The sequence below is a fragment of the Methanobrevibacter sp. genome (genome assembly GCF_045541095.1).
Taxonomy (GTDB): domain Archaea; phylum Methanobacteriota; class Methanobacteria; order Methanobacteriales; family Methanobacteriaceae; genus Methanocatella.
The window spans coordinates 1-3,727 of record NZ_JAZQIJ010000109.1 but is presented as its reverse complement, the minus strand read 5'-3'; the positions used below and the strand labels follow the sequence as shown (position 1 = coordinate 3,727).

2 protein-coding genes are annotated in these 3,727 nt (G+C 38.1%); both read right to left on the bottom strand.

What is annotated here, in order from left to right; genetic code table 11:
* Positions 1-1,236: right-handed parallel beta-helix repeat-containing protein (locus tag ACKI2P_RS04770; RefSeq protein WP_407375500.1), on the bottom strand; the 1,236-nt coding region annotated here is incomplete at its 3' end.
* Positions 1,237-1,282: 46 nt separating this feature from the next.
* A partial coding sequence (locus ACKI2P_RS04765) for a hypothetical protein (RefSeq protein ID WP_407375498.1) occupies positions 1,283-3,727 on the bottom strand: 2,445 nt, incomplete at its 5' end.

Below are 3,727 nucleotides of genomic sequence, written 5' to 3'. Positions count from 1 at the left end.
AGTACCATTAGTACCAGTCCATGCAATAGCGCCCCCAATAGAATAGTTAGCAGAACAATTTATGAAATTGGAATTGTTTACAGTACCATTAGCGCCCTCCCAATAAATTGCACCACCGATTGCTTGAGAATGGCCTCCAGTAACATAACAATTAGTAAAATTACATTCAGTTACAGTACCGTTTTTTCCAGTCCAGAGAAGGGTACCTAAATTATCTTCTGAACAGTTATCAAAAGTACAGTTAGATAGAGTACCGTCGACGCCTCCCCAGTAAATTGAACCTGCTCTTTCAGAATGGGAATCTTTGAAGTTACAGTTGGAAACTTTTCCTCGGGCTCCACGCCAGTCTATAGGACCACTACCTGCCCAACCAATATCCCAGCCATGGCATTTGTCAAATGTACAGTCAGTTACGATACCGTCTGCACCCATCATTTTAATGGCTGCTCCGCCTCCTTGGCCGGAAGAGCAGTTTATGAATTTACATCCTGACATTATTCCTCCATCACTTTCCCAGTAGATTGCACCGGCAGGATCATTTGCACTTGTGTCTTCAAACTTGCAGTAGGTTACTTCGGCACCAGTACTGTTCATGTAGATGGCACCTCCAGTGTTTGCACTGCATCCATCAAACTTGCAGCTGGTTATTGTCATTCCATCGCCGTTTACGTAAACGGCACCACCTGTCCTTGCATTGGAGTTTATGAAGGTACAGTTATCTAAAGTACCTCCTTTGGCTATCCACAGGATGGAACCGCCTTCATCATCGGATTTACCGTTTACAAATACTATGTCTTTGAGCACCACATTTGAACTGTGGATGTTGAAAATCCTTGCGAGATTATATGCTTCGAACTTGTGTCCGTTACCGTGTATTGTTACATTATAACCGATATCAATACCGTATTTATCTACAAGAGTCCTATTTACTCCCATTTCGTCTACGTAATATTCAGGTCCAATATAAATATAATCGTGATTGAGATAAATCTCACTTTCAGGATACCATATAAATTGACGGGCCAGGGTACCGAATGAGAATGTGCCGTTTCCATCAGCACTTATTACATCCTCATCATCAGCACCCAGAACATCATCATTTATTTCATCATCGATTTCTACAGCATCATCTATTTCTGCAATATCTGCTGTAGCGTTTTCATCTGCACTTACGGCAGAAACCGTTAAAATGGCCAGTAACAGTAATGTCACCAGCATCAGCTTTTTAAATCTCATTTAAATAACCTCATTTAAAAAAATAATATAAAGGGAATTTAATCCCTTATTTGATTACAATTTTAAAAGTAACAGTCTTGTAGGCGGATGCCTTGTAGTTGGCATTTCCTGCCGCTTTGATTTTAACTTTAACTTTATATGTTCCTTTCTTAAGGCCTTTTGCAACAGTTACTTTACCGGTTTTTTTGTTGATGGTAATTTTCTTGTTGCCGCTTGCTTTGGCATATGTTAATGTACCTTGTCCTTTTTTAGTGAATGTAATCACTTTGGAAACAGCTAGTGTTTGTGCTTTCTTTTTGACTGCAGAGAATTTAACATTAACTGTTTTTGCTTTTACAGCTAAAGGATTTGCGGCCTTGTTAATCTTAAATGTTGCTTTGGTAGTTCCGTTGTATGCTCCGATTCCAGTAACTGTAACAGTGTATGTTCCAACGTTTTTAGGAGAAGCGGCAGACCAGTCAAGAGTGTAGTCAACGCCTTCTTTTAAAACAGCACCATTTGTTAAAGTGACTGTTGGCTTTTGAACTTTGCCGTTGTATGTGAAAGCTGTTTTGGTCAGTACCACATTTACATTTGAAATGTCAGTCTGTTTTGGAACGCTTTCATTGGTCACGGTTATTGTGAATGAATTTGAGTAGAAAAGATTGCTTTCATCCAAACCGTCAAATGATACTCCAATAACATGTTTACCTAATGTGAGATTTGAAAATGTGTATTGGACAGTACCATTTTTTAGAGAATAATATTTGATTGGAGTAGCATCACAGATAAAGTCAATTCCACCTGCTTTAGGACCAGTTACTGTTAGGGTGACTGAGTCGCCTACGCCGATCATACTAGCAGAGATGCTTGATGTGAACTGGTTGGAGTTTTCACTGGCCATGATTCCAATCATTCCTGCATCGCTTATGCCGTCTATGGTATAATTCATGTAGAATACATTGTCTCCCGCAGTTTTTAATGCAGGCAATGGAACAACGGTTGAAGCACCATTGATGGAATATGTTCCAATCAGAGTGCCTGGGGAGTATGTTTCGTTTGACTCGTTATAAACTGTATTGTACAATTTTGCACTACCTTTTGATTTGTATGTGGCTTTGAATACAATGCATGATGATTCGCCGACAGCCAGTTCATAAGGAGCTATGAAATATGGTTCAAAGATAAATTGAGTGTCTGATGATTCAGTGATATTGTTATATGTTAGCTTTACAGTGTGGTTTCCCAGATAATCTCCAATGTCAAATCCTTTCAAATCATTGTCTTTAATGAAGAGATAATCCTGTGTTCCTGTGAGTTCTTTGTTATAAAACTCCTTACCGTCAATGGAAAGTGTTACTGTACCTGTCACATTGTTCTTGTCACTGATATAAGCAAGATATACAAGGTAAGAACTGAAATCAACTTTATTCGGCAAGTCTATATATAAATCTGAACCGCCTGATGATGATTCTATATCATAGTCCAAATCGAACTCGACAATCTCAAATATTTTTCCGGAGGTAGTGTTGAATTCAAATGATAAATCATATATTCCTTTTTCATCATAAAAACTTAAATCTGAATCATATACTGAAATTTCTCCTCCTTTAGAAACGTACTTATTATATTCCATAATTCCGTCAACATAAACAAGGAGGTTTCCATCATACGGACAGTCGTCAATCTCGAAGATTTCAGTATCAGTCACGGCGATATGGTCTGAATATGATTTATGGCCATAAAATGTGTCAACATCATAATTCAATTCAAACTCGCTAATTGTGAATGCTTTTCCATATGTGGTGTTGAATTTGACAAGAATGTTGTATTCTCCATTTACACCATAAAAACTTAAATCTGAATCCATGATTGTAACATCCTGACCGGCAGAAACGGATTTGGAATAGTCCTTATTGCCGTTTACAAAAACGACTATGCTTCCATCGGCAGGGCATCCTTCAACTTCAAAAATTTCATCATCAACCTGGTAAGTAGAGATTGAATGGGTTATTTTTCCGTTGAAATCACTTTGAGAAACAGTTCCGGTCACATCAATTGTTCCTGAAGCAAGATATATTTCATCATTATCAGTTGTGACAAAAGTAACATTGATAAAGTATGACCCGGCTGAAGATATTTGTAAATCATCCAAAGTAAGCTGAGGTTCATCGAAGTATTCAGGGTCAAAGCCTAATATATAACTGGTATAATTTGTATGTACTCTAATTTGACCGTCAGCATCACTTGGTACATTAAAAGTGACTGCAGGGTATTCATCAGCCAAATCCATTGATTCATTTATTTTAACATTAAAATCGCTTGCATCGTATGACAACACATCATCTGCATCATCATCTGCAATATTTTTCTCGGAAGGATTTAAAGCCAAATCCTCCTGAGCATCTTCAACTGCCAGTGTGTCATCTTGAGATGCATCTGCAATATCAGAAATGTCCTCAGATGCGCTGACAGCACCTATTGTCAAGATAGCCAGTAACAGAAGTGTCAC